Raw genomic sequence first — 20,835 nt, forward strand, 5'->3', positions numbered from 1 at the left:
TCTACGAGTCCAGATCCCCCGCCGTCACCCTCGCCGCATAACCAGCCCAGACACCCACCCACCACCACGTCCTTGACGAAGGACATAGAGACACCCCCCCGGAGATCCGGCGGCGGCCTGGTTTGGCTGAGCCTTTCGGGGCAGGCGAGTGCGACGGCGGCGCGGCCCGTGGGATTGGGGGCTCGTGCTCCGAGAAGATGACGTGGAGGGATTGTTGCTATGACCGAGAATGTATGGGGTTACCGCGAGACGTCCGGCCGTACGGTCGGAGCCGACCTGACGGGTTACAAGGTCGAGGCGGCCGACGGCTCCATCGGGAAGGTGGACAAGCACTCCGACGAGGTCGGCTCGTCGTACATCGTGGTCGACACCGGCCCGTGGATCTTCGGCAAGGAGGTTCTTCTGCCGGCGGGCACGATCGACCGGGTTGACGCGCGGGAGGAGAAGATCTACGTCGGCTGGACCAAGGAGCAGATCAAGGCGGCTCCGGAATTCGAGAAGGACAAGCACCTCGGCAACGATGAGTACCACCGCCAGGTCGGCGGCTACTACGGCAACCTGTCGAACCGCCTCTGAAACCAGACCCCTTGAGACCACCGCCGGTCAGACGGCGCAGGTGTGGGGGCGGCAGCCACCGGGCTGCCGCCCCCGTACGCGTGCCCGCACCCGGTCACTGCAGCGAGTGGCCCGCCGCCCCTCCCGCTCCGGCGTCGGCTGAAGCCTCCGCCCGGCTCCGCTGCCGCGCTTCGTCACGGAGGCCCCCAGGCCGTCCGCGACCTCGGGGCGTGGCGTGGGGCAGGTGCGGAGCCCGCGCGAAACCACACCACCTCCTGGCCCGCCCACGGCCCGGGAGACACCCCCTCCCGCGCGGAGCAACGTCCGACGAACGGTGATTCGACCTGAGATACGCACAGTGCGGTGGGGGTGCTGCTGGAGACTACCTGGGCGAGGTGACCCAGACGACGTCCTGCCACGGACGATCTTGTCCGGATCCTGCTGCGACGCTGAGGCTCGTCCGAACGAGAACGCACCTGGGACGGGGAACACCTCGTCAGGCAGGTCCTCCCGCGAAACTCGTGAGCGGGGCTTGCGTTCCCTCGGTTCTGGGGTGGTGGTGTGTGAGGCAGTCGGATGTTGCCTGTTGTTGCTGTAGAGGGGCTATTCCCAGGGGATGGGGTCACTCTCTTGAGGTGAGAGATCAATACGGGAACACTGTCTTGCCGGTTCTCCCATACGGTGTGACGTTGCCTCAGTTTCGTGGCGGCCCCGAGGAAGACAGGGAGGTGGGAATGGGACTGGATGTCGTCCCGTTCGAGGGACTCTTCGTGGAACCGGCGGCGCTGCTGCTCGCCGGTGCACATCCGCCGGCCGGCGAGGCACGGAGCGCATTGGACCTCTCCGATGTCGACGCGAGCCGACGCCTCGTGGCGGCGTGGCAAGGCACAGGGCCGGCCGTGGCCGCCGTGGACGACGGCACACTCGTCGGCTTCATGTCGGCCACGCTGGAGGAAGGTTTCGGGCACCAGCACTCACGCATACGCATGCATCAGCACGCTTCCGTGCAGCGGGGACAACGCGAGGTCTACCGCCGCCTCTACGCGTCCCTGGCCGACCGCCTCACCGCAATGGGCGGGTTCGAGCACACCATCGCGGTCTCCGCCGCCCACAGCGGCGTCATCACCTCTCTCTTCGAGCTCGGCTTCGGCATCGACCAGGTCAAGGGCCTTCGGCCTGCTTCACCCCTGATCGCAACCGCGGAGAGAGTGCAACTGCGCGAGGCCGAGGCCGGGGACATGGAGGACTTGCTCCGGCTGACCGTGGAGTTACAGCAGTTCCACGCAGGGACGCCAAACCTTCGGCCCGCGCTTGCCGACCTCCGCTCCATCCAGGACGGCTTTCGGACCGCTTTCATCGATGAACGCCGACTACTCCTCGTAGCCGAGGAACATGGGCGTCTCACGGGGATGATGCAGGCCGGCCCGGACCCCAGGTACCGATCCACAGCGACGGTCGGCATGGCCGTCGTGACCGCATCCGCCCGATCCAAGGGTGTGGGCACCGCGTTGCTGTCCGGCGTGCTGAGCTGGGCGGCCGACCAGGGGTTTGCCACCTGTGGCACCGAGTGGTCGTCTGCGAACCTCGTCAGCGATGCCTTCTCGCGCGGCCACGGCTTCACCCCCGTGGGCTACAAACTCACTCGCTTGATCGACGCTCGCGTCTCGTGGGCCCATACTCACCTGAACTACCGCTATCGCTTCCCGAAGTCGTAGCGTCGGCAGGAGTAGAGGCACGGGCAACGCTAGGTGCCCCCGTCGCGGATGACGCCGTGCACCTGGTTTGACCCGGAGACTGCCCGGTCCGTACCTACACCGGCTACCGCGAGCGCCTGGCCGCAGATTACGGCCCGCGCTGGACCGACCCCTCCATCCCGGTCTTCGTCTGTCTCGACCGGCACGGCCACATCACCGGCGGCCTGGTCCCCGACTCCGTCACCCGCGCCGTCAAGCGCATCTCCGCCCGGGCCGGGGTGCCGATTTCCTTGACCGGTCACTCCGTGCGCATCGGCCTCGCCTCCACCGGCCGCCGGAAGGGGAACGACGTCATCGCCATCGCCGACCGGGGCGGCTGGGCCCGCCACTCCCGCCCTGCTCGGCTACATGCAGCGTGATGACGACTGGGATGAGAACGTCTCCGCCGGCCTGACCTGACGCTGTGCAGGCCCCGAGGCGGCGGGGGCTGGATATCGCTGCGTGAATTTGCGCCACCTGGGCATTTATCGAGGTTCGAAATTTTGAAGTGCTCATCACGTTTCGCCGGGAATTGGACACCGACGGCCCCGCTTCCCGGAGGGCGGAGGGGCCGTCGAGGCGAGTAGCGGGCAGCAACCAGCCCGTCTTGGGATCGTGGCACCATGTGCGGCATGACGACCAACCGAAAGGTCCATGCCGCGTAGACGGCCAGGACGCATCCGGGCCAGCATTCCGGACCGGCACCACTCACAACGCTCAAGGCCGGCCATCGACCGCCTCTCCCCGCGAGCCCTGTCCGAGATCGTTCGCCTTGAACGCATGCGGAACTACCTCCAGCCGGGGGACACCAGCGCTGCATTGCGCCTGTGGAAGGACTACGTTCGCCGCCCCGAGCGCGAGCTCTGGCACGACGACGAGTTCGGCAACGTGCACTGGTACTGCTGCGGCAACCCGCTCGAAGGCCGTGCCCTACTCGACGGCGTGATCCGAGCCATGTCGCCTGGCGGAGCCCGCGAGCTCCGCAACATCATCGAAGACCTCGACGCCTTCATGGGCCCGCCCGACCCAGCCGCAGGCCGCCGAAGATGAAGAACAAGCTCAGGGGGCCCTTCAGGGCGCGACGGGGCGCGACGCGCTGCAGATGGCGACCTCGCCACGTGGACGGTATCGGGTAACTGGCGGGTCGAGTAAGTGACATGGCGGCACCGGTGTGGGGCACCACGAGAAGGCGCCCGGGCTTTCGCGGGTGTCAGTGTTTGATGGGCCAGTCGGTGGGTGGGATGAGGGCTTGTCCGGTGTGGTCGCGTACGGCCTCGTCGGTGCCGCAGGGGTTGCAGATGGGCAGGTTCCGCGCAGTGGTGGTGCGGGACCGGGTGAGGTTCGAGCTGGTCGAGAGGCTGCCGCAGCGGGGGCAGGTCGGCACAGGGGTCAGTCCTGTTCGGGTTGGCGGGCGGCCTGGAGGATCTTGGTCCAAGTGCTGGCGGAGGACCCGGGCATGAACTGGTGGAGGCGTTCGATGTGCCGTGTGGGGCGCTCGTCGGGGTGTTCGGCGAGGACCTGGCGGGCGAGTGTGAGGCGGGGGTCGCCGGTGTAGGAGGTGCCGCGGCGGGAGCCGGCGCGGTTGCCGGCGCCGGCGGGCGGTGAGCTCGTGGTGCGGGTGTCGGCGTAGTGCTGGGGCTGGCTGCGGCGCCATTGGGCCGGCGGCGGCTTTCCGATGTGAGGCGGTAGCGATCCCGTCGGAAGTGAGGGCCTCATACCGTGGTGGGGGAATCTGACAGGGAAGCTGGCGGGGGCACTGGTGGGGAACACGAGGGGGAAGGTCAGCCGGTGCCCGGTGGCTGTTCTTGCAGGTCATTACCGGTTCGGCGGGTGGTGGCTGCGCTGACTTACCCCTGTGCGCACGAAGCAGAAGGAGGGGGCGGGCCGGGGGTGTGTTCACTGCCGCGGGGCGCTGCCCGATAGTCCGCGGGGGCACGGGGCGAAACCAGGTTCCTGCACGCACACCAGTGTGATGTCGCAGCCGGCAAGCCGGGAAGGAGATCAGGACAGAGACCCGCAGACGTCCGGACATGCGGACGGATGTGCATCAACTGCGTGTAAGGATAGGCAGGTTGGCCGACGAACGGGGGGAGTCGTGGCGAGCATGCGCATGCGCAGGGCCTGCGAGGGGAGCGGGCGTGACGGGGGAGTCCTCTTCCGGGGGAGCAACGTGGAGGAGCTGCATGAACTGATCAGTACGAGGTTCGCGCCGCACCGGATGAGGGTCCGCGACGGCCACGGCCTCGACGGCCGTTTCCGGTGCGTGCACGAAGGGGCGGTCGGGCTCTACGAACTCGGGTACGGCGCCGACGTCGACGTCACGCCCGCCGGACCGCTGGACTTCTACAACGTGCACATCCCGCTCGCCGGTGATGGCGCGCTCACCGTCGACGGCAGGCGGCTCTCCTGCGCCCTCAGCGTCGTGGGGCCGGGACAGACGGTGTCGATGGGCTGGAACCAGGACAGCGTCAACCGCATCCTGATCCTTCCGCGGGCCGCCGTCGACCAGGCGCTCGCCGACAGGATCGGCGAGCCGCCGCGGGGCCCACTGTCCTTCGAGCCGGTCCTCCAGAGCCGGGCGGCCCCGGTCCGGGCCTGGCTGGACCTGGTGAGGCAGTTCGCCGCTTTCACCGACTCCGGCCTCGCGGCCCGCTCGCCCCTGGCCAAGGGGCACTTCGAGCAACTCCTGCTCCAGGGGCTGCTCGACGTACAGCCCCACACGTACAGCGGGGCCGCGGCGGGCCGGGGAACCGCTGCCGTTCCGCGCGCCGTCCGCCGCGCCCAGGAATTCTGCGCCGAGAACGCGCACGAGCCGATATCGGTGGCCGACATGGCCCGGGCGGCCGGTGTCGGCGTGCGGAGCCTGCGCGAGGGGTTCCGGCGGCATCTGCAGACCACTCCACTGGCATACCTGCGCGACGTCCGGCTGAACGGGGTGCGCCGCGACCTGACGGCCGTGGCCGAGGGGCGGGCTCCGGGCAACGTCACCGACGTGGCGCTGCGTTGGGGCTTCACCCACCTCGGCCGGTTCACCGGCCACTACCGCGCCGCGTACGGGGAGACGCCCTCGCAGACGGTGCGCAACGGACGGCGCTCCGGTTGACGCCGACTCCCGCGGCCGGCGCTATCCGAAAAGGTGCGCGCGGGCCTGCCGGAGGTGGATAGCCGGGCGTGCGCCGGCCGGGCAATCCTGTGCGGGCCGCGTCTCCCGGAGCGCTCCGCGCTCCGCGTCGGCACGGCAAGCCGATCAGCAGACGAAAGGAAACACCGTGTTCACCCGAAAGTCTCTCGCCACCGCCCTGACGTCCGTGGCCATGGCCGGTGCCGGCGTCGTCGCCCTGTCCGCGCCCGCGCAGGCGGCCGTGCCGGGGACCGAGCAGTTCAAGAACGTCGCCACCGGCTTCTGCCTCGACAGCAACGCCGCGAGGAGCGTCTACACCCACGGCTGCAACACCGGCGCCTACCAGAAGTGGACGGTCACGGCCGTCAGCGGCGGCTACACGCTGAAGAACCAGGCCACCGGCTACTGCCTGGACAGCAACGCCGCGCAGAGCGTCTACACCCACTCCTGCAACGGCGGCAGCTACCAGAAGTGGGCCATCACCTCCAGCGGGGGCAGCTACCGGCTGAAGAACGTCGCCACCGGCTACTACCTGGACAGCAACGCAGCCAAGAGCGTGTACACGCGTCCTTCGAACTCCGGCAGCTACCAGAAGTGGAGCTGATCCCCGCAGCCGGGACCCATCCCGGCCCGCGGCCGCTGACCCCGCTCCGGGGTCGGGTCACGGGCCGGGAGGCCGTCCCGGGTCGGTCGGCAGGGTCGCGATGACGGTCTTGCCGTCGCGGTGGGAGCGGACGAAGGTGCTCGGCGCGAGTGTCTTCACCACCCGCCATCCGAAACCGCCGGGCGTGTGCGGGGACGGCGGTCGCAGGTGCGGCAGGAGAGCCGAGCGGTCGGACACCTCGATGACGACCTGACCGGCCCGAGCGGTGATCCGGAAGCCCGTGACCCCGCCGGCGTGCCGCACGGCGTTGGAGACGAGCTCGCTCACCACCGTCAGCACGTCGGCGATCAGGTCCGGGGGTGCGTCGTGCTCGGCCAGGACCCCGCGGGCGGTGTCCCTGGCCTGTGCACAATTCATCCCGGTCGGCGTATCCGGCGTGATGGATCGGAGCCTCATGCCCCTCGCCTGCCCCAGGCGCAGCAAGAGATTCCGCCCCCGCACCGTACAGCGGTTCATCCGGCGCGCTCGACGGCGTCGCGGATCTCGAACAGGGGCAACGTGCCCGTCATCTGCATCACCCTGTGCAGCTGTTTCGGGAGCGGTCCCTGCAGGAGCAGGGGGTGGCCGTTGCGCAGCCGGATCAGGGCGTTGAGGAAGCTGGAGTCGCCGAACGCGACCTGACGGACATCGACGACGAGGAGGCCGGGCGGCACGGGGCCGGAATCACAGGCGTCCACCAGAAGTCCCGTGGTGTCCAGGTCGAACTCGCCGGAGCAGACCACCACCCGCACACCGTCGGCCTCGGTCCTGACCGTCACCTGGGGCGCGATCACGCTGCCTCCTGGATCATGAGCGGATCTGACCCGTGTGACCGTACGGGACGCCGGCACGCGCCGTAAGCCACGAAACGAAGATCACACGTTCGCCGGACGGACCGAGGCCCCCAAGACCGTCGGCGCCGCACGAGTCGATGAACGTCCCCGGCGGCCACATCCGGTCATGGCCGCGCATGAGCGAGCGGGACAACCCGCCCGTTCACGGGCGCTCATGGTGACCACTCGGTAGCGCAGGGTCTCCCACCGGACCAGGCTGGTGGCCCTTGGAGCGTGTCACCTTCCCGCGCAGCGCGGCAGGAGGTGGCCGGATCCGGCCCGCGCACGCCGCCGGCACGCCGGTCGGCGCCGTCCGCGACGCCTCCACCGCGGGCCCGCCGAAGGGCGACGCGACCGCCCTGTGCCCGGGCCGGTACCGGCCCCTCCCTGGTGTGAGGGGCCCCGACGCGGGCAGGTGCCCGATCCGGGGACGCATGCCCGTGCGGCTTGCCCGGCACGCCGGTCCTTCGACAGCGGGGGAGATGGCCATGGCATCCCATCACCGACAGTGGCACCACCGCAGCGGGCGCGCTGCCGACCGGCAGGCGCGCGCCGCAGCCGCCCGCTGGCGGCACGACGGCAGCGAACCCCGTTGGGCCCGCAGCGATCTGCGGCTGCGCCGCCTGCTCTCCCTCGTCTTCGCGCCGGTCTTCGTGCTGACCGGCGTCCTCCTGCTCGTCCTGGGATTCCGGGCGTCCACCGCCGCGGGCCCGCCGCAGGGCGTCTGCACGGCCCTCGCCGTCGGCTGCTTCCTGCTGGCCCTCGTGGCGTTGGCGGACCTGTACGTGATCAGGCGCAGGACGCGCGAACAACGACGCTGGCACCGCGCCTCCTGACGCGGCGGCGCGCGGAAGGCGCCAGGGCCGGGGGCCGGAAACCCGCCGGACGCCGGGCGGCGGCCCCGAGGGTCAGTCCTGGATCACCGCGACCGCGCCCACTCCGGCGATCCGCAGCGTCCGCCCCACGGCTCGACGAGCGCCGCAGATGCGCACGGGGCCGGTCGCCGTCCTCCGGATGGCGCGGAGCAGGGCGTACGCACAGATCAGGTCCAGCTGGACGAGGCCGGTCATGTCCCAGAGCCACGTCCGGGCCAGAGCCAGTCGCGGGTCCCCGAGCAGCTGCTCCAAGTGCAGAACGTCACCCGCGGCGAGTCGGCCGGTGAACACCACGCGGGCACAGCCCTCGTCACCCGTGAGCTGTACGGGGACGTGCGTGGCGGCGGAGTGGGCGTCTGCTGCCATGACGGCCTCCTGGTCGGCGTATGTCCTGATTGTCGTCCCCGGCCCCGGCATTGCGCAGGCGTGATCGAGCCATATGGGCGAGCGGCCCCACCGGGCGCGGGCAGAGCGCCGGCTTCCGTGCCGCAGCAGGGCCCCGCGGTGGGGCGCCCCGGCTTGTGATCAGGTCATGCTCCAGGACCACGTGCCGTCGGCGGTGACGAGGCAGAGGAGGACCAGGACGTCGGTGATGCCGAGGGCGACGGCCAGGCGGGCGCGGCCGGGGCGGGTCGTACGCCGGTGCAGGGCGAGGGAGCCGAGGACGATGGCCACGGGGCCGAGCACCAGGTTCATCACGAGCAGGCCCACCAGGCCCAGGACGAACGCGGTGACCGCCATCGCATCGGCGTCTCGGGTACGGGACCGGGTACGGGTGCGCACGCCGGTGGACGTGCGCGCGTTCATCGCGGACCTCCGTGTCCGGGCCCGGCCGTCCGGTGCCGGCCCGACAGGCGTTCGCGGGCGGCGAAGAGGCCGAGCCACAGGGCGATGCCGAGGCCGGCGGCCGCGGCGACGGGTGCGGGGAGGTGGGCGACGGCGCCGAGGATGACGCCGAGCACCAGCAGTGCGCCTACGAGGAAGAGCATGAGACGTCCTTCCTTTCAGGTAACAGTTGTTCGCTGACTACCCGGTTCAGTCGGCCTCATGCTGGCGGCGTACAAGTGTGACGGGGTTGACTTCGCTCATGAGTGCTTCCACCGGGGTCCGCGAAGCCCAGCGCCGCCGCACGCGCCGCGCCCTCCTCGACGCGGCCCTGTCGCAGTTGGAGGAGCGCAGCCTCGGGAGCCTCGGGCTCAGGGAGGTCACCCGGGCCGCGGGCGTCGCTCCCACCGCCTTCTACCGGCACTTCCGGAGCATGGACGAGCTGGGCACCGCGCTGGTCGAAGAAGCGCTGGCCAGTCTGCACGCCACCGTACGGGACATCCTCGCCGCCACCGGCGACCCCGAGCGGCGCGGCGAGGCCGCGGTACGCCTCGTCGCCGAGCTGGTGCGCGACCGGCCCGCGCACGTCCGCTTCCTGGTGCGCGAGCGCCACGGCGGCGTGCCGGCGGTGCGCGAGGCGATCGCGGGACAACTCGACGTGTTCGCCGAGGAGATATCCGACGCCCTCGGGGCCGACCCCGTGAGTGCGGGCTGGCGCGGGGAGGACGTGACGATGCTGTCGCGGCTGCTGGTGGACCACATGTTCATGACGGCGTCGGCGTACCTCGCCGCCTCGCTCCGCGGTGAGGACTGGACCGCCGCCACCCGTACCGCCCTCGGCCAGCTCCGCCTCATCCACCTCGGGCGCCTGCACTGGACGGCGTGAGCCGGACACCGAAAACGCCCGCCCCGCCCGTCCGGCCCGGCACCGCCCTGCCTCAGCGGTCCCCGACGGCTCGACGGCGCAGCGCCGGATCGGTCAGCGCGACCGGCCGCCAGGCACCGTCCGGCTGGTACAGGTTGGTGCCCGGTGGCACGATCTCGTCGATCCGGTCCAGCGTCGCGTCGTCCGGCACCACGGACACCCCCTTCAGCAGCGCCTCCAACTGCTCCATGGTCCGCGGCCCGACGATCACGGAGGTGACCGCGGGGTGCACGAGCGGGAAGGCAACGGCCAGTTCGGGAAGGGAGCAGCCGAACTCGGCCGCCAGATCCATCAGTTCGCCGGCGGCCGCCAGCTTCGCCGCGTTTCCCGGAACGGCCGGGTCGAACCGCGCCGGCGTCAGCGCCGCCCGTCCGCGGCCCAGGTCGACCTCCTGACCGGCCCGGTACCTCCCGCTGAGGAATCCCGAGGCGAGCGGACTCCACGTCAGCACCCCCATGCCGTACCGCCGCGCCAGCGGCAGGACGTCCTTCTCCACCCCGCGCGCCAGGATCGAGTACGGCGGCTGCTCGGTCCGGAACCGCGGCAGGCCGCGCCGCTCGGCCGCGTGGTGGGCCTCGGCGAGCTCCTCGGCCGGGAAGGTCGAGCAGCCGAAGGCCCGGATCTTGCCCGCCCGCACCAGATCGCCCAGCACACCGAGGGTCTCCTCGATGTCGGTCCTCGGGTCCGGCCGGTGCACCTGATAGAGGTCGATCACGTCGGTGCCCAGCCGGGTGAGGCTGTCCTCCACCGCCCGGGTCAGCCAGCGCCGCGAGTTGCCGCCGCGGTTGCGTCCCCCGCCCATCGGGAAGTGCCCCTTGGTCGCCAGGACCACGTCCTCGCGGTGCTTCCCGCGCAGCGCCTTGCCCACGATGACCTCGGACTCGCCGGCCGAGTACATGTCCGCGGTGTCCACGAAGTTGATGCCGGCGTCCAGGGCCGCATGGATGATCCGTACGCAGTCCTCGTGGTCGGGGTTGCCGACCGCCCCGAACATCATCGTGCCCAGGCACTGCACACTCACTTCGAGCCCGGTCCCGCCCAGGAACCTGTATCGCATCGTCATACCGCCGGACCCTACGAGTTGGAGCGCACTCCACCGCAAGGCCGCGACCCGGCCGCGATCTGCCGGGCCGCGCACCGCGCGGTTGCGGAGCGCCGGCTCCGTCCCGTCGGCGAGGGGGTCCGGACGGTCCGGTCACACGCCGTCGCCGCCGCCGCTCACTGTGCCGCGGGTCGGGGTCCTGCCGCGCGGCGGAGGCGGTTGGCGATCGCGAGGCCGAGGCCTTCTTCGGCCGGCAGGGAGGCGATGATCAGGTCGCAACCCTGCTCGTCCAGCCGACGCAGGTAGCCGTAGAGGCCGCGGGCGTAGGCGGCCGGGGAGTCCGGCAGGGGCACCACGGCGTGCGCCCCGACCGTCGTACCGGCGGGGGAGGGCGGCAGGAGCACGCCGACCCGGTGCCCCAGCTCCTGCGCGAGCTCCGCTTCGGCGGCGACCTTCTCCGGCTCCACGAGGACCACCCGTGCGCGCGGCGCGTAATGGGACGGGTGCTGGCCGGGCACCCGGACGGGGCTCGCGGACGGGACCGCCGGCGGACGGCCGAGCACTGCTTCGAGGTCCTCACGGGTGACCCCGCCGGGCCGCAGGATGGCCGCGGTCCCGCCCGTGGCGTCGACGATGGTCGACTCGACACCGACCTCGCAGGGGCCCCCGTCAAGGACGAAGTCGACGGCGTCACCCAGCTCCGCACGCACGTGGTCGGCCGTGGTCGGGCTGACCGAACCGAAGCGGTTCGCCGACGGGGCCGTGACTCCGCCGCCGAAGGCCTCCAGCAGCGCGAGGGCCACGGGGTGGTCGGGCACGCGCACCGCCACGGTCTCCAGGCCGCCGGTCGCCTCCAGGGGGACCCGGCGGCCACGCCGCAGGACCAGGGTCAGCGGGCCGGGCCAGAAGTGCTCGGCCAGCAGTCGCGCCGTCGCGGGCACGTCCTCGACCCAGTCGTCCAGCTGCTCCGCGGCGGCGAGGTGGACGATCAGCGGATGCGTGGGCGGGCGCCCCTTGGCCCGGAAGATGCGCCCGACAGCGGCGGGGTCCTCGGCGTTCGCGCCGAGACCGTAGACGGTCTCGGTCGGGAGGGCCACCAGCCCCCCGCTGCGCAGCACGTCGGCCGCCTTCTCGATGTCACTGGTTGTTGCCGTCACCCGTGTGATTCTCCCACGCTCCCGCCCGCCGTCCGGACCAGTCCGGCCCCCGGGCCGAGCACCGGGGCGCCGCCCGTGCGCGGGCGGAGCCGGACGGCTGCCCGTGCCGCCGGGCCGTGGGGTCAGCCCGGGAAGCGGGCCGTCGATCGGAGCTGCCACCGCCGCTCCGCGTAGGCGAGGTCGTCGCGCCACAGCCGGGCCGCCGTCGTGCGCATCAGCGGACGCAGGAGCGGGGCGGCTCGGCGTACGAAGGCGAAGCCCGGGCGGTCGGAGGCGGCCACGACGGCTTCGATCACCGCCGTGCGGGGACGCCCCCGCTCATCGGGTGCGAGCGGCGTCGCATGGGTCTCCACCGTCGATCCCGCGCCCTCCCCTTCGGTGATCCGCATGATGACGGTACGGGGTCCCGGCGCGGTGAACGTCGCACGCACCGGCACCACGAGCCGGCCCGCCACCTTGAAGGAGACTTCGACGTCGAGCCGGTCCGGGCTGTCGACACCGCCGGGTGACCCGAGCACCGTCAGGTCGACGAAGGAGTAGGGGTGGAGCCAGGCGCCGTGCCAGGGGTCGAGCCGGTTGGCGATCACGTCCTCGGGTTCGCAGACGCCGGTGCCCTCGTAGACGGCGCTGAGCGCGTGCGCGGGGGAGGGGCGCTCCGGTACGACGGGGGCCTCCAGCGGTTCCTCCCCGCCGACCTCGTCCAGGCGCACCCACAGGAGGACGCCGTCGTCGAAGGCGGGGAAGGGCTCCCAGCCCCCGAAGGCGGACCCGTCGAGGGCCAGTCCGTGCCAATGGCACACCAGCGTCCCGCACCGGACCGGGCTGTCGGCGAGGGGCGCCCCAAGATGGGGGCAGACGCCGGGACCCGCTTGCAGTCGTCCGCCGCTGCCGCGCCAGACCACCACCTCCCGGCCGGCGACCGTACGGGCCAGGGGACGGCTGTCGTCCAGGTCCGAGGCCGCCCCCACCACGTACCAGTTGCCCGACGGGCGGGCCTGTGCCCGCTTCAGCGCCGATGCGATGAGGCTCGGCCTCGCGTCCCGCCAGGTCGGCCGCTGCCGGTCCCACGGGACGGGCTTGCGGCGCAACGACAGCGGGAGCGGGGACCGGGACCGGGGCCGGCCCCGGCCGGACGGTTGGCGGTTCACGCGTTCTCCTTCAGGGCCGGGGCAGCCGTCGGGTTCGACCGGGCCTGTTCAGCGGCGGGCGGGGGAGTGGCGCAGGAGGGACGGGAGGGCGACGGAGTGGGGGGAGTGGAGCGCGAGGGGGCCGGCGGGGGCGCCGGAGCGGACCGCCGCCGGTGGCGCAGCCTGGCCGCCGCGAGCCGGACGAGCCCGTCCGCCGCCACCGCGGCACGGCTGCGGCGTGGGACCACGGCGCGGCGGTGCAGTACGGCGTACCCGTCCCGGGCGACGGCGTCCAGGATGCTCCCGTACAGGACGTAGGCGGTGCGGATGCAGGGCCGGGAGACGGGGTCCAGCATCGCCAGACCGGGCAGCGCCTCGCGGTAGACACGGCGCGTGTGCGCCTCGAACTCCCTCAGGGCGGCCACGACGCGGGCGTCCTGCCGGCCGCTGTCCCGGCAGCGGCGCAGCAGCTCCCGGTCGGCTCCGTGCGCGGCGAGCAGGTCGGCCGGCAGGTAGACGCGTCCGCGATCGAGGTCCTCGCCGACGTCCCGGAGGAAGTTGGTGAGCTGGAAGGCGACACCGAGCGCTGCCGCGTGCGGCTCGGCCTCCTCGCGCGGCACCACCGTGCCCAGCACCGGCAGCATCTGCAGACCGATCACCGCGGCCGAGCCGTGCATGTAGGCGCGCAGGTCGGCGTAGGTCGGGTAGTCCGTCACCGTGACGTCGGAGCGCATCGCCGTCATGAAGTCGCGGAAGTGGCGGTGGTCGATGGAATACCGGCGGGCGGTGTCGGCGAGGGCCAGCACCACCGGTTCGCTGCTGTTGTGCTCGCGCAGTCCGCTGTCCAGGCGCTGATGGAGCGCCGCCAGGCGCGTCCCGCGCAGCGTGTCGTCGACGGCGGGGTCCAGCGAGTCCACGATGTCGTCGGCCCACCGGGCGAAGCCGTACAGGGCGTGCACAGCGGGCCGGTGCGCGGCGGGGAGCAGACGGGTGGCGAGGAAGTACGTCTTCCCGTGTGCCGCGTTGAGCTCCCGGCACCGGTGGTAGGCCGCGCGGAGCACCGGGTCGGTGATGCCCGCAGCGTCGAGTTCGCGTGCGGTCATCGGGTCGCTCCCTTGCTGTCGGTGGAGGGGCGTCGGCCCGTGCCCGTGCCCGGGCCGCGCCTGCCCGTGCCGGTGATCCGGGCTGCCGCCAACTTCCCCGACACCAGCACGGTGGGCACGCCCACGCCTGGGGTGGTGCCGCAGCCCGCGAGGACGGCGTTGCGGGTGCCCCGGACGAGGTTGCGGGGCCGGAACGGCCCCGTCTGCAGGAAGGTGTGGGCCACCGAGAACGGGGTGCCGGCGGCGTGGCCCTGGCCCGACCAGTGCGCGGGGGTGACCAGGGACTCGTCCTCGATGGCCGCCTCGATGCCGTCGAGGCCACGCCGCTCCAACTCCCGCAGGAGGTCGTCGCGGTAGCGGGGGCCCAGTTCTCCCCAGGCCGCGCCGCCGGGCCCGATCCGGGTGTTCGGGCAGGGGGCGAGGATGTAGTGCAGGTGGCGGCCCGGTGGGGCGAGGGTGGGGTCGGTCGCCGTCGGCCGGGTGATGAGCAGCGACGGATCAGTCATCAGCCGTCCCTGCCGGGTCAGTTCGTCGAAGGTGGTCCGCCAGGCGGCGCCGAAGGAGATCGTGTGATGGGCCAGGTGCGGCCACGTACGGTGCGTGCCCGCATGGAGCACGACGGCCGAGGGCGAGTGCCGCAGCCGCACCGGCCTGCCGGGTCGGCGGCCGAGCAGCCGGTAGGTGACGGCCAGGTCCGGGGTGAGGACGACGGCGTCGCAGGGGATGCGGTCCTTCGCGGTGACGACGGCGGTGATCCGCTCGCCGGAGCGTTCCAGCCGGGTCACCGGCTCACCGAACCGGAGTTCGGCGCCGGCGTCGGCGGCCGCGTCCGCCATGGCCTGCGGCAGGGCGTGCATGCCGCCGCGCGGGAAGTACACCCCGGCCACCGTGTCCATGTACGCGATGACGGCGTACGCGGCGAGTGCGCGGGCCGGCGGCACACCCGCGTACAGGGCCTGGAAGGTGAAGACCCGTTGCAGGCGCTCGTCGTTGAGGAAGCGGCCGATGCGCCGGTCCAGCCGGCCGAAGCCGCCGAGGGCGGCCAGCCGGGCGAGGTCGGCGTTGAGCAGGCCGAGGGGGGAGTCGAAGTTCGCGTCGATGAAGCGGTGCATCTGCGCCCGGTGGAGCCGCTCCAGCCAGGTGCGCAGCCGCAGGTAGCCGGCCGCCTCCCCGGCACCGGCGAACCGTTCGACCTCCGCCGCCATCGCCCCGCCGTCGGTGTGCACGTCCAGCGTGCTGCCGTCGGCGAACGACGCCCGGTAGGCCGGGTGGAGCGGAATCAGCTCCACCCGCCGGTGAAGGCTGTCGCCGACCGCTGCGAAGGCCTCGTCGGCGAGGTCGGGCATGGTCAGGACGGTGGGGCCGGTGTCGATCCGGTAGCCGTTGAGGTCGAGGCGGCCCGCACGCCCGCCCGGCAGGGCGTCACGCTCCACGACGGTCACCCGGCGTCCGGCGCCGAGCAGGTGGAGGGCCGCCGACAGGCCGGCGAGACCGGCGCCGACGACCACCACGTGGTCGGTGCGGCCGATCACGGTGCGGGTCACCGTCCGGCCTCCGCAGCGGCGAAGCCCTCCGGACCGGCGTGGTCGCGCCGGCCCGCCTGGTCGCGGGAGGTCGCCGCGGCGGTCAGCAGGTCCCGCAGGCGCGCCTTGGCGCCGGTGTCGGGGAGGGCGCCCTCGAAGTGGCGCAGTCCTCGGGCCGACAGCCGGTCGATCTTCGTCTCGACCGCGTGCCGGGCACCCGTCCGCACGAGGACCTCCCGTACCTCGTCCAGCCCCTCGTGGCTCAAGTCCTCGTCACCGAGAGCCCGTTCCAGCACGGCCGTGGCCGTCCGGTCGCCGGCCGCCTCGGCGCGTGCCACCGCCAGCGCGGCCAGGTAGGTCGGCTTCCCGTTGCGGATGTCGTCCCCGCAGCTCTTGCCCGTGCGGCGGGGGTCGCCGAAGACGTCGTCGAGGTCGTCGCGCAGTTGGAAGGCCATGCCCACGCAACGCCCTGCGGAACACAGCGCGCGTGTGGTGCGGCCGTCCGCGCCCGCCATGGCCGCGCCCAGTGCGAGGGGCCGCTGAACCGAGTACAGGGCGCTCTTGAGCTGGGCGGCGCGCAGCGCCTGCGCCTGCGAACGCGAACCGGTCAACTGGCCTTGCAGATCGAGGAACTGACCGGCCACCATCTCGGTGCGCATGTCGCTCCACACCCTGCGCACTATCGCCGCCGCCGCGGGCGCCCGCTGCGCCGCCGGTTCGGGTGCCGTCTCCGCCATCAGGTCATCGGCCCACGCCAGTGCCAGATCGCCGGCCAGCACCGCGGCCGCCTCCCCGAAGCGGGCCGTGCGGGCCGCGGGGGCTGCAGTGTCGTAGCGCGCCTGCAGGGCGGCGTGCAGGGTCGGTCGGCCGCGACGCAGGGCCGATCCGTCCATCAGGTCGTCATGGACCAGGGCGCAGGTCTGGAGCAGTTCCAGGGCGGCCCCGATCCGCAGGGTCGCGGCAACGGTGGGCGCGTCGCCTCCGCCGCAGGCGCGCATCGACCACCACAGCAGCTGCGAGCGGGTCCGCTTGCCGCCTTCGCAGGTGAAGCGTGCCACCCGCTCGGCCAGTTCGGCGGCGAAGAGGGCGTCCAGCACACCGGCCCGTGCGAGCCGGTCGGCGAGGACCTGCTCCAGCACGTGGCCGACCGCGGCGGACACGTCCGCGTCGACGGCCTCGGCCTCCGCCTCGGCCTTCGCCCGTGCTTCCGCCCCGGCCCCGGCGTCCGCCACGGCCTCGTGCGCCGGCGTGTCGTGCCCCGCGGGGGAGTCCCCCCACTCCGCCCGGGCCGGGGAGTCCGGGGGAGCTGCCAGGCGGGGGACGGGCGACGGCGCGGCCGCAGAGAGGTCCTTCGCCTGAATCGGGTGCATCCCGGTTCCTTTCGTCGCGGTACGGATCGCTGTCTCGGGTCTTCGGTCCTTCCCCGTCCTACGGATGCGGCTCCGCGCGGATGCCCGATTCATGCATGAATGCCTCGTGCGGACGCGGCCGACCAGGTGACCCGTGGGCGCAGAGCGCATCCGAACCGGCCCCGGGACAGGAATCCTTACGCGGGAAGTGCCCGCGGACCGGATGGAGGGAGCAGCCGTGCTGAAGGCGGACGTCGCGGTCATCGGGGCGGGGGCCGCCGGGTTGTCGCTGGCCCACCGGCTGAGCGGAGAGGTGCCCGGAGCCCTCACCCCGTCCGTGGTCCTGGTCGACGCCCCGCCCGGCCCGCTGCGTCCGGGCCCGCGCACGTGGTGCTTCTGGGAGTCCGGCCGCGGCCGCTTCGACGCCGCCGTCCGCTCGCAGTGGCACCGCCTGCGGGTACGGCCGCCCTCCGGCCCCGCCGTCGACGCGGACATCACGCCGTTGCGCTACAAGATGATCCGCTCCGACGACTTCGAGTCCCTGGTCTCCCGGGACCTCCGCGACAGCCCCAACGTCCGGCGCCTGGAGGCCGCCGTGGACGCGGTCGAGGAGGTCCCGGCCGGGGCGCACGTACTCATGACCGCAGCCGGCGGCCGGTCCCGAACGCTGGCGGCCCGGTGGGTGTTCGACTCGCGCCCCCTGGGCAGTCTCCCGGCCGCCCGCACGACGCTGCTCCAGCACTTCCACGGCTGGTTCGTCCGTACGGCCCGCCCCGCCTTCGACCCCGGGACGGCGGAACTGATGGACTTCCGGACACCGCAGCCCGCCTCCGGACTCTCCTTCGGCTACATACTGCCCACCGGGCCCCATGAAGCCCTCGTCGAATACACGGAGTTCTCCCCGCACGTCCTGACGGCCGACGGCTACGAGACCGCCCTGCGGCACTACACGGCGGACGTACTGCACCTCGGCGACGTGGAGATCCTGGCGACCGAAACCGGCGTCATCCCCATGACCGACGCCCCTGTGCCCCGCCGGGTCGGTAGCTCGGTGTTCCGGATCGGCGCCGCCGGCGGGGCGACCCGCCCGTCCACCGGGTACACCTTCGCCGGGCTCCAGCGCCAGACCCGCGCCGTCGCCGCAGCGCTGCGGCAGGGCCGCAGGCCCGTACCTCCGGCCGCGCACTCCGTACGGGCCCGCACCATGGACGCCGTCCTCCTGCGCGCCCTGGCCACCGGCCGCGTCGACGGCCCCGACCTGTTCTGCCGACTGTTCACCCGCGTACCGGCGCCCCGGCTGCTGCGCTTCCTCGACGGGCGCACCAACCTCTTCGAGGACCTCGCCGTCGGCCGGCACGCACCCGCCGGCCCCATGCTGCGGTCCGCCGCCGAGCTGCCCGGCCTGCCCCGCCGCGCCACCTGAACCTGCCTGCCATCCCGCCCGACCATCCCTGGAGACCGTATGACCCTGCTGCGCGACGAGGACCTCGCCGCCGCGTTCGACCACGCGTCCCGCAGTTACGACGCCCTGGTGGCCGCGAATCCCGGCTACCACGCGCACCTGCGGCGCTCGGTGCGCCGCCTCGGCCTGCCCGGCCAGGGGGAGGGGCTGCGCGTCCTGGACCTCGGCTGCGGCACCGGAGCCTCGACCGCCGCGATCCGAGCCGTCCTCCCGGGCGCCGACATCACGGCCGTCGACGCCTCGGCGGGCATGCTGGCCAGGGCCGCCGCCAAACCGTGGGCGGACGGCGTGCGCTTCGTGCATGCCCCGGCCGAGCACCTGCCGCACGCGGGGGTCGACGGGCCCTTCGACGCGGTGTTCGCCGCCTACCTCTTCCGCAACGTCTCCGACCCCGACGCCGTCCTGCGCACCGTCCGAGACGTGCTGCGACCGGGCGGGCGGCTCGGGGTCCACGAGTACAGCCTCAGCGGACGGCGCGCCGACCGGGCGGTGTGGACCCTGGTGTGCCGGGGCATCGTCCAGCCGGCCGCGACCCTGCTCGGCGACGGGCCGCTGTACCGTCACCTGTGGCGCAGCGTCGTCCACTTCGACCGTGCCGACCGCTTCGCCGGCCGGATCCGCCGCGCCGGATTCGATCGGGTCCGCACCCTGCCCCTGCCGGGCTGGCAGACGGGCATCACCCACACCTTCGTGGCCTCCCGCACGCAGGACCCCCGATGACCGGCCCCGCGCACCACCGGTCCGCCGCGCGCCGCGGCCGGGACCGCCGGGCCCGCGTCCTGCCCGCCCACCAGGGGACCCGGCACGCCGCGGGCCGGCACACCGTCGCCGTGATCGGCGGCGGGATCGCCGGCCTGGCCGCCGCCACCGCACTGGCCGAACGCGGAGTGACGGTGACACTGTACGAACGCGAGCCCTACCTCGGCGGACGGGCGGGCGGCTGGCCCACCCGGCTGCGCGACGGCAGCACCGTGACGATGAGCCGCGGCTTCCACGCGTTCTTCCGGCAGTACTACAACCTGCGGGGCCTGCTCCGACGCACCGACCCCGCCCTGGCACGCCTGTCCGGCCTCCCCGACTACCCGCTGGTGCACGCCGACGGGCTGCGCGACAGCTTCCGGCGCGTGCCGCGCACCCCGCCGTGGAGTGCGGTCGGCTTCGCCGCGCTCAGCCCCTCGTTCCGGATGCGCGACCTTCCCGCCATGGACCCGCTGCGCGCGCTCCCGCTGTTCGACGTCCGCGTCCCCGACGTGTACCACCGCCTCGACGACATCAGCGCCCATGACTTCCTGGAGGCCATCCGCTTCCCGGCACGCGCCCGCCATCTGGCGTTCGAGGTGTTCTCCCGGAGCTTCTTCGCCGACCCGCGACAGCTGTCGGCCGCCGAGATGGCGCTGATGTTCCACATCTACTTCCTCGGATCCGCCGAGGGACTGCTGTTCGACGTACCCCGTTCACCGTATCCGGCGGCGCTGTGGGAACCGCTGGCCCGCTACCTGGAACGACACGCCGCCGACGTGCGCACCGCCAGCCCCGTCGAGCACGTCGCACCCGCCCGCGACGGCGGGTTCGACGTGGTGGGGGAGCACGACGAGCGCCACTACGACGCCGTGGTCCTCGCCCTGGACGCCGCCGGTCTGCGCTCCCTGGCCGCCCGCTCCGAACGGCTGGGCGACCCGGCCTGGCGGCAGCGGGTGGCGCGGCTGCGCCCCGCCCCGCCCTTCCTGGTGACCCGCCTGTGGCTGGACCGGCCCGTCGCCGCCGACCGCCCCGGATTCCTGGGCACGAGCGGCTTCGGCGGTCTCGACAACATCAGCGTCCTGGAGCGCTGGGAGGACGAGTCCGCCCGCTGGGCGGCACGCACCGGGGGATCCGTCGTGGAACTCCACGCCTACGCGGTCGACCCGCCGGCCGACCGCACGGCCGAGGAGCGGCACCTGACGGAGCAACTGCACCGGGTGTACCCGGAGACCCGATCCGCCACGGTCGTCGACGTCCGCCACGAATGGCGGGAGGACTGCCCCCTGTTCCCGGTGGGCGGGTACGCCGACCGCCCCACCGTCCGCACTTCCGACCCCGCCCTCGTGGTGGCGGGCGACGCAGTGCGCACCGACCTCCCGGTGGCCCTGATGGAACGCGCGGCCACGACCGGCTTCCTCGCCGCGAACGCCCTCCTGCGGCGCTGGGGCATCCGGGGACAGGCCCTGTGGACCGTCCCGGACGGGGGCCGGGGGGCCGTCCTGCGCAGGGCGGCGCAGTGGGCGGCAGTACGCTGACCCGCCGGCCCCGCCGGCGCAGGGCGTTTCCGGCGCACCGGACGCAACGGAGCCGACAAGGACTCGCACAGGACGGTGTCCGTACCCTGGGCCGCAGCGGGGGTGCGCGCACCCCCGTCAGGTCGCGGAGCCGTGGCAGAGCGGTCCATTGCGATCGCCGCGGGAGAGGTCCCTCCCGCGGCGAGTGACGGGACGGGGCGGACCTGCCCCCGACTGTCTCGCGGGTTCGAATCCCGTCGGCGCTGCGGCCGACCACCACCGCAGGGGCGCGGGACCTGTTTTCCGC

General features: G+C 73.0%; 22 protein-coding genes. 10 read left to right on the top strand and 12 right to left on the bottom strand.

Going from position 1 to position 20,835, the window contains the following annotated elements; translation table 11 throughout:
• Nucleotides 1-219 precede the first annotated feature (219 nt).
• The 3 genes from IF89_RS0120360 (at nucleotide 220) to IF89_RS0120375 (ending at nucleotide 3,338) form a co-directional block, all read left to right on the top strand.
• The gene (locus tag IF89_RS0120360) at nucleotides 220-576 is read left to right on the top strand and encodes a hypothetical protein (RefSeq protein WP_030769880.1); all 357 of its coding nucleotides are present in this window, start codon (nucleotides 220-222) and stop codon (nucleotides 574-576) included.
• Nucleotides 577-1,289: 713 nt separating this feature from the next.
• Complete coding sequence (locus IF89_RS0120365; RefSeq protein ID WP_030769883.1) at nucleotides 1,290-2,270, top strand: GNAT family N-acetyltransferase; 981 nt, start codon at nucleotides 1,290-1,292, stop codon at nucleotides 2,268-2,270.
• Nucleotides 2,271-3,068: 798 nt separating this feature from the next.
• Entirely contained in the window at nucleotides 3,069-3,338 is a 270-nt protein-coding gene (locus IF89_RS0120375) for a hypothetical protein (RefSeq protein WP_234327824.1), read from the top strand.
• A gap of 339 nt (nucleotides 3,339-3,677) precedes the next feature.
• Here the strand turns inward: IF89_RS0120375 and IF89_RS0120385 are convergent, their stop codons facing one another.
• Entirely contained in the window at nucleotides 3,678-4,004 is a 327-nt protein-coding gene (locus tag IF89_RS0120385) for a hypothetical protein (protein WP_030769888.1), read from the bottom strand.
• Nucleotides 4,005-4,392: 388 nt separating this feature from the next.
• On the opposite strand from IF89_RS0120385, the gene IF89_RS0120390 reads away from it, so the two are divergent.
• Entirely contained in the window at nucleotides 4,393-5,391 is a 999-nt protein-coding gene (locus tag IF89_RS0120390) for an AraC family transcriptional regulator (RefSeq protein WP_030769891.1), read from the top strand.
• A 166-nt stretch (nucleotides 5,392-5,557) separates the two neighbouring features.
• Entirely contained in the window at nucleotides 5,558-6,013 is a 456-nt protein-coding gene (locus tag IF89_RS0120395; RefSeq protein WP_199820531.1) for an RICIN domain-containing protein, read from the top strand.
• Between the two features lie 57 nt (nucleotides 6,014-6,070).
• Here IF89_RS0120395 and IF89_RS0120400 read toward each other — a convergent pair whose 3' ends face one another.
• Entirely contained in the window at nucleotides 6,071-6,430 is a 360-nt protein-coding gene (locus IF89_RS0120400) for an ATP-binding protein (RefSeq protein ID WP_051807324.1), read from the bottom strand.
• A 95-nt stretch (nucleotides 6,431-6,525) separates the two neighbouring features.
• Nucleotides 6,526-6,846, bottom strand: coding sequence for an STAS domain-containing protein (locus tag IF89_RS0120405; protein ID WP_051807326.1), 321 nt, complete (start codon nucleotides 6,844-6,846; stop codon nucleotides 6,526-6,528).
• Nucleotides 6,847-7,373: 527 nt separating this feature from the next.
• Between IF89_RS0120405 and IF89_RS0120410 the strand changes: the two genes are divergently transcribed.
• Nucleotides 7,374-7,721: a hypothetical protein gene (locus IF89_RS0120410; RefSeq protein WP_051807328.1), complete on the top strand. Its 348-nt coding sequence runs from the start codon at nucleotides 7,374-7,376 to the stop codon at nucleotides 7,719-7,721.
• 72 nt (nucleotides 7,722-7,793) lie between these two features.
• Here IF89_RS0120410 and IF89_RS0120415 read toward each other — a convergent pair whose 3' ends face one another.
• From IF89_RS0120415 to IF89_RS0120425, 3 genes are all read right to left on the bottom strand, one after another.
• On the bottom strand, nucleotides 7,794-8,126 hold the full coding sequence (locus IF89_RS0120415; RefSeq protein WP_030769899.1) for a hypothetical protein: 333 nt from the start codon (nucleotides 8,124-8,126) through the stop codon (nucleotides 7,794-7,796).
• Nucleotides 8,127-8,285: 159 nt separating this feature from the next.
• Nucleotides 8,286-8,567: a hypothetical protein gene (locus IF89_RS0120420; RefSeq protein WP_030769901.1), complete on the bottom strand. Its 282-nt coding sequence runs from the start codon at nucleotides 8,565-8,567 to the stop codon at nucleotides 8,286-8,288.
• On the bottom strand, nucleotides 8,564-8,749 hold the full coding sequence (locus tag IF89_RS0120425) for a hypothetical protein (RefSeq protein ID WP_030769905.1): 186 nt from the start codon (nucleotides 8,747-8,749) through the stop codon (nucleotides 8,564-8,566). Before IF89_RS0120425 ends, IF89_RS0120420 begins: the two co-directional genes overlap by 4 nt.
• Nucleotides 8,750-8,847: 98 nt before the next feature.
• Here IF89_RS0120425 and IF89_RS0120430 point away from each other — a divergent pair, with 98 nt between their 5' ends.
• Nucleotides 8,848-9,471: a TetR family transcriptional regulator gene (locus IF89_RS0120430; protein ID WP_030769908.1), complete on the top strand. Its 624-nt coding sequence runs from the start codon at nucleotides 8,848-8,850 to the stop codon at nucleotides 9,469-9,471.
• Between the two features lie 52 nt (nucleotides 9,472-9,523).
• On the opposite strand, the gene IF89_RS0120435 is transcribed toward IF89_RS0120430, so the two are convergent.
• The 6 genes from IF89_RS0120435 to IF89_RS0120460 all read right to left on the bottom strand — a co-directional run bounded on the left by IF89_RS0120435 (nucleotide 9,524) and on the right by IF89_RS0120460 (nucleotide 16,832).
• A complete protein-coding gene (locus IF89_RS0120435) occupies nucleotides 9,524-10,567 on the bottom strand; it encodes an aldo/keto reductase (RefSeq protein ID WP_030769911.1) in 1,044 nt (347 codons plus the stop codon).
• Between the two features lie 161 nt (nucleotides 10,568-10,728).
• Entirely contained in the window at nucleotides 10,729-11,709 is a 981-nt protein-coding gene (locus IF89_RS0120440) for an L-threonylcarbamoyladenylate synthase (RefSeq protein WP_030769914.1), read from the bottom strand.
• Nucleotides 11,710-11,831: 122 nt separating this feature from the next.
• Nucleotides 11,832-12,857 (bottom strand): DUF5914 domain-containing protein, encoded by a 1,026-nt coding sequence (locus IF89_RS0120445; protein ID WP_030769917.1) that lies wholly within the window; start codon nucleotides 12,855-12,857, stop codon nucleotides 11,832-11,834.
• Complete coding sequence (locus IF89_RS0120450) at nucleotides 12,854-13,939, bottom strand: phytoene/squalene synthase family protein (RefSeq protein WP_051807331.1); 1,086 nt, start codon at nucleotides 13,937-13,939, stop codon at nucleotides 12,854-12,856. Before IF89_RS0120450 ends, IF89_RS0120445 begins: the two co-directional genes overlap by 4 nt.
• Nucleotides 13,936-15,483, bottom strand: coding sequence for a phytoene desaturase family protein (gene crtI, locus IF89_RS0120455; RefSeq protein ID WP_030769925.1), 1,548 nt, complete (start codon nucleotides 15,481-15,483; stop codon nucleotides 13,936-13,938). Before crtI ends, IF89_RS0120450 begins: the two co-directional genes overlap by 4 nt.
• Nucleotides 15,480-16,832: a polyprenyl synthetase family protein gene (locus tag IF89_RS0120460; RefSeq protein ID WP_051807333.1), complete on the bottom strand. Its 1,353-nt coding sequence runs from the start codon at nucleotides 16,830-16,832 to the stop codon at nucleotides 15,480-15,482. Before IF89_RS0120460 ends, crtI begins: the two co-directional genes overlap by 4 nt.
• Before the next feature lie 217 nt (nucleotides 16,833-17,049).
• On the opposite strand from IF89_RS0120460, the gene IF89_RS0120465 reads away from it, so the two are divergent.
• Genes IF89_RS0120465 through IF89_RS0120475 form a run of 3 tightly spaced genes read left to right on the top strand, consistent with a single transcriptional unit; the run spans nucleotide 17,050 to nucleotide 20,549 of the window.
• On the top strand, nucleotides 17,050-18,234 hold the full coding sequence (locus tag IF89_RS0120465) for a lycopene cyclase family protein (protein ID WP_030769931.1): 1,185 nt from the start codon (nucleotides 17,050-17,052) through the stop codon (nucleotides 18,232-18,234).
• Between the two features lie 39 nt (nucleotides 18,235-18,273).
• Complete coding sequence (locus IF89_RS0120470; protein ID WP_030769933.1) at nucleotides 18,274-18,993, top strand: class I SAM-dependent methyltransferase; 720 nt, start codon at nucleotides 18,274-18,276, stop codon at nucleotides 18,991-18,993.
• The gene (locus IF89_RS0120475; RefSeq protein ID WP_030769936.1) at nucleotides 18,990-20,549 is read left to right on the top strand and encodes an FAD-dependent oxidoreductase; all 1,560 of its coding nucleotides are present in this window, start codon (nucleotides 18,990-18,992) and stop codon (nucleotides 20,547-20,549) included. Before IF89_RS0120470 ends, IF89_RS0120475 begins: the two co-directional genes overlap by 4 nt.
• The last annotated feature ends 286 nt before the right edge of the window (nucleotides 20,550-20,835 follow it).

The organism is Streptomyces sp. NRRL F-2664 (genome assembly GCF_000719345.1).
In the GTDB taxonomy this organism is placed as follows: Bacteria; Actinomycetota; Actinomycetes; order Streptomycetales; family Streptomycetaceae; genus Streptomyces.